Source organism: Lysobacter antibioticus HS124, assembly GCF_000336385.2.
GTDB lineage: Bacteria > Pseudomonadota > Gammaproteobacteria > Xanthomonadales > Xanthomonadaceae > Lysobacter > Lysobacter firmicutimachus.
Window position 1 is genome coordinate 1 of record NZ_HG424527.1, and the last position, 4,717, is coordinate 4,717.

Genomic DNA, 4,717 nt, shown 5'->3' on the forward strand with positions numbered 1-4,717 from the left:
ACCGCGCCGCGCAGGACGTCGGCAAGATCGACACCTGGAGCATCACCTTCTGATCGACCCGCGACCCTCGCACGGTTCGCGACAGCGCCCCCGGGCAACCCCGGGGGCTTTTTTTTGGGCGGCGCGCATCAGGGCAACCGCTGCCGCTCGTCGCGACGAAGGCGGCCGGCACCGGCGCGCCGCGGCCGCAAGCCGGTCCGTGGCTCGGAAGATCGCGAAAAAACGAAGAAAACAGGTGCCGAAACCGTCCTCGTCGGCGCCGCTCGTACCCCCCAACGCACCGCTCGCCGGCGAAGTTCCGCTGTCGTGTGCGCGCAGCGACTTCATGAACGCGGACGGGTTCTCAGTTCCGATTTCCGCCCGCCGGTACCGATTTCAATCGAAACAAATCTTCGCCGTATGCGTGACGAAAAACACGGATGCGATGTGGACTCGGCGGATTTGCGTCTTGTTGTGCGCGACGGGCCTGCCTCAGAGTCGCGCCGTGGTCGCGCCGGCTGCGCACCGATCGGCCACGCGTCGTCGTCTTTGAACACGCACGCTTGGGGGAAGCATGCGGCATTGCCTGCATCACGTGCTGGAGCGTTCGATTCCCATCGCCTGACCCGCCGCCATCGCCACCGAAACGCCTCGTTCGGCGTCGCGGGTCTTCGCCTCTACTACGGACGGAGAGACTCATGAAACGATTCTGCGGTTCCCTGATGTTGCTCGGAATGTCGATTAGCGCCGCCCTGGCCGCACCGGCCTCGCGCCCGGCGGCGTTCGAACACGCTAATCTGTCCAGCGTCGACAGGATCAGCCTGCGTACCATGCCGGCGGTCGACGTTCCCAAGCTGCAAGCCGAGGATCGCGTGCGCGAAGCGCGCGGCGACATCCCGCGCTTCGCCCAGCCGTTGACCGTCGATATGACGCCGCAGAACTCCGGCGTCTGGGAAAGCATCGACGCCGACACCCTGGTCTGGCGCCAGCGCGTGCGCTCGAACAAGGCGCTGTCGCTGAACTTCGGTTTCACCCAATACCACATGCCGGCCGGCGGTCGCCTGCTGGTGTATCCGGCCACTCAGATGCCGGGCGGCGATCGCAACCTGATCCGCCAGTACGACGATCGCGACAACAACGCCCAGGGCCAACTGTGGACGGCGATCGTGCCGGGCGAAGAAGCGGTGATCGAAGTGGTCGTGCCGCGCGCCAAGGCCGCCGAGCTCAAGCTGCACCTGACCAAGGTCAACCACGACTACGTCGGCTTCGGTCCGCTGGCGCGCCGCCTGGCCGCGCAAAGCGGCGAGAAGGGCGTGTCCGGCCAGTGCAACGTCGACGTGGTCTGCCCCGACGGCGACGGCCGCCGCGACATCATCCGCTCGGTCGCGGCCTATTCGAAGAACGGCTCGCTGGCCTGCACCGGTTCGCTGGTCAACAACACCGCGAACGACAAGAAGATGTACTTCCTGACCGCGCACCACTGCGGCATGGGTACGGCCTCGACCGCGGCGAGCATCGTGGTGTACTGGAACTATCAGAACTCCACCTGCCGCGCGCCGAACACGCCGGCCAGCGGCGCCAACGGCGACGGCTCGATGAGCCAGAACCAGTCGGGTTCTACGGTCAAGGCGACCTATGCGACCTCCGACTTCACCCTGCTGGAGCTGAACACTCCGGCCAATCCGGCGTTCAACCTGTTCTGGGCCGGTTGGGACCGCCGCGATCAGAACTTCCCCAGCTCGATCGCGATCCATCATCCCAACGTCGCCGAGAAGCGCATCAGCCTGTCGGTGCAGCCGACCACCTTCGTCGCCTGGGGCGGCGGCGCCGGCACCACCCATCTGCGCTCGCAGTGGCAGCCCACCGGCGGTGTGACCGAGCCGGGCTCCTCGGGTTCGCCGCTGTACAGTCCTGAGCGGCGCGTGATCGGCCAGTTGCACGGCGGCCCGTCGAGCTGCTCGGCGACGGGCGACAATCGCAGCGACTATTACGGCCGCGTGTTCGTGTCCTGGACCGGCGGCGGCGCTTCGGGCTCGCGCCTGAGCGACTGGCTCGACGCCGGCAACACCGGCGCCCAGTTCATCGACGGTCTGGATTCGGGCGGCACCCCGGGCAACAACCCGCCGGTGGCGAACTTCACCTCGAGCACCAGCGGCCTGACCGCGACCTTCACCGACACCTCCACCGACAGCGACGGCACCATCGCCTCGCGCAGCTGGAACTTCGGCGACGGCAGCACCTCGACCGCGACCAACCCGAGTAGGACCTACGCCGCGGCCGGCACCTACACCGTCACCCTGACCGTCACCGACGACGATGGCGCCACCAACACCAAGACCGGTACGGTCACGGTGTCCGGCGGCCCGGGCGCGCAGACCTACAGCAACGAGACCGACTACCCGATCGCCGACCACAGCACTGTGGAAAGCCCGATCACGGTCTCCGGCCGCAGCGGCAACGGCTCGGCGACCACGCCGATCCAGGTGACGATCTACCACACCTACCGCAGCGATCTGAAGGTCGATCTGGTCGCGCCGGACGGCACGGTCTACAACCTGCATAACCGCACCGGCGGCAGCGCCGACAACCTCATCCAGACCTACACCAAGGACCTGTCGAGCGAAGCGCTCAACGGCACCTGGAAGCTGCGGGTGAACGACAACGCCACCGCCGATACCGGCCGTATCGACAAGTGGAGCATCACCTTCTGATCCACGCGGCTTGATCCGCACCGCGCCGCGGCTTTCGGGCCGCGGCGTTTTTTCAGGGCGTCCGCACCGCGACGAGCGGACGCCGCCGGCCTCCGGCGCCGCAGCGGCGTTCTGCTGCGGATATCACGAAAGCGCATCGGCCGCGCGCCGCGCGGCGCTTGCCAGTGCGTCGCGTCCATCCACAGCATGGTTGCGGCGCGCTGCCCCGCGACGCTGCCTGCCCACCGCACCGGTTCATGGAGAGTTCCCCTATGCGCATCCGATATGCCGCACTGCCGCTGTTGCTGGCCCTGTCCGCCGGCGCCGCGGCCGCCGAAGAGTTGCCGGTTTTCGTCACCGCCCATTACCAGAATCCCGCTCAGCTGCAGCGCATCGCTTCGCGCTTCCAGCACCTGATCGTCGACCGCAACGCCCGCACCGTGAAAGTCGAGGCGATGCCGGAGGATCTGGACGCGCTGCGCCGCGCCGGCCTGCGCTACGAGATCGACCGCGAAGGCACCGAAAAGCTGCAGCGTCTGCAGAGTGCGTTGCAAAGCTCGGCGCTCGGCATCAAGAGCATTCCCGGCTACGCCTGCTACCGCACGGTCGAAGAGACCTACCAGACCATGGACCAACTGGCGGCGAGCAAGCCGCAGCTGGCCAGCGTGCGCGTGATCGGCCCGAGCTGGCAGAAGACCCAGAGCGCCGGCAGCGGCTACGACATGAAGGTGCTGAAGCTGACCAATTCGGCCACCGACGCGGCGCTTCCGAACAAGCCGACCCTGGTCCTGTTCGGTTCGATCCACGCCCGCGAATACACGCCGGCCGAGACCGTCACCCGCTTCGCCGAGTGGCTGGCCAACGGCTACGGCAGCAACGACGAAGCGACCTGGCTGCTGGACAATTTCGCCTTCCAGTTCGTGCTGCAGGCCAACCCGGACGGGCGCAAGAAGGCCGAGGCCGGATCGTCCTGGCGCAAGAACGTCAACAACACCAACGGCAGCTGCAGCGCTTCGGCCTACGGCACCGATCTCAACCGCAACTTCCCCTACCACTGGAACAGCGCCGCCGGCGGTTCCAGCGGCAACGCCTGCGCCGAGACCTACCGCGGCCCGACCGCGGCGTCGGAGCCGGAAACGCAGAACCTGATGCGTCTGGTCGCCGGCACCCGCGGCAGCAACGGCGTCTACACCGGCGGCATCTTCCCCGACCGTCGTCCCGACGACGTCAACACCGCCGCGCCGGAGGACTACCAGGGCATCTTCATGGACATCCACAGCGCCGCGCAGTTGGTGCTGTGGTCCTGGGGCGACACCAGCAACCCGGCGCCGAACAGCGCCGCGCTGCGGGCCTTGGGCCGGCGCATGGCCTATCACAACAATTATCGTCCCCAGCAGTCGGACGAGTTGTACGCCACCGACGGCACCACCGACGACACCATGTACGGCTCGCTCGGCGTGCCGGCCTACACGATCGAGCTGGGCGTGTCGTTCTTCGAAAGCTGCAGCACCTTCACCGGCACCACCTTGCCGGACAACCTCAAGTCGCTGCGCTACGCCGCGCGCAGTCTTTGGGCGCCGTACAAGCTGCCGTCCGGTCCGGACACGGTCGCGGTCTCGGTGGCCTCGGCGACGGTGCCGGCCGGCACGCCGGTGTCGCTGACCGCGACGGTCGACGACAGTGTGTTCAACCAGAGCAACGGTACCGAGCCGGTGCAGAACATCGCCTCGGCCCGGGCCTACCTCGACGCGCCGCCGTGGGCGGCCGGCGCGGTGTCGTACCCGCTCAACGCCAGCGACGGCAGCTTCAACGCCAGCCGCGAGACCGTCACCGGCAGCATCCCCACCACCGGTCTGGCGGCGGGCGTGCACACGCTGTACGTGCAAGGCACCGACGCGTCCGGCAAGCCGGGTACGCCGAACGCGGTGCGCTTCACCGTCGGCGGCACCGGCCCGGGCAACAACCCGCCGGTGGCGAACTTCAGTTCCTCGGCCAGCGGCCTGACGGTGAGCTTCACCGACAGCTCGACCGACAGCGACGGCAGCATC

The 4,717-nt window shown here is 67.8% G+C and carries 2 protein-coding genes; both read left to right on the plus strand.

What is annotated here, in order from left to right:
* Positions 1 to 677: 677 nt before the first annotated feature.
* On the plus strand, positions 678 to 2,690 hold the full coding sequence (locus tag TX83_RS15215; protein WP_186442614.1) for a proprotein convertase P-domain-containing protein: 2,013 nt from the start codon (positions 678 to 680) through the stop codon (positions 2,688 to 2,690).
* Positions 2,691 to 2,941: 251 nt separating this feature from the next.
* Positions 2,942 to 4,717: M14 family zinc carboxypeptidase (locus TX83_RS15220; RefSeq protein ID WP_064748813.1), on the plus strand; the 1,776-nt coding region annotated here is incomplete at its 3' end.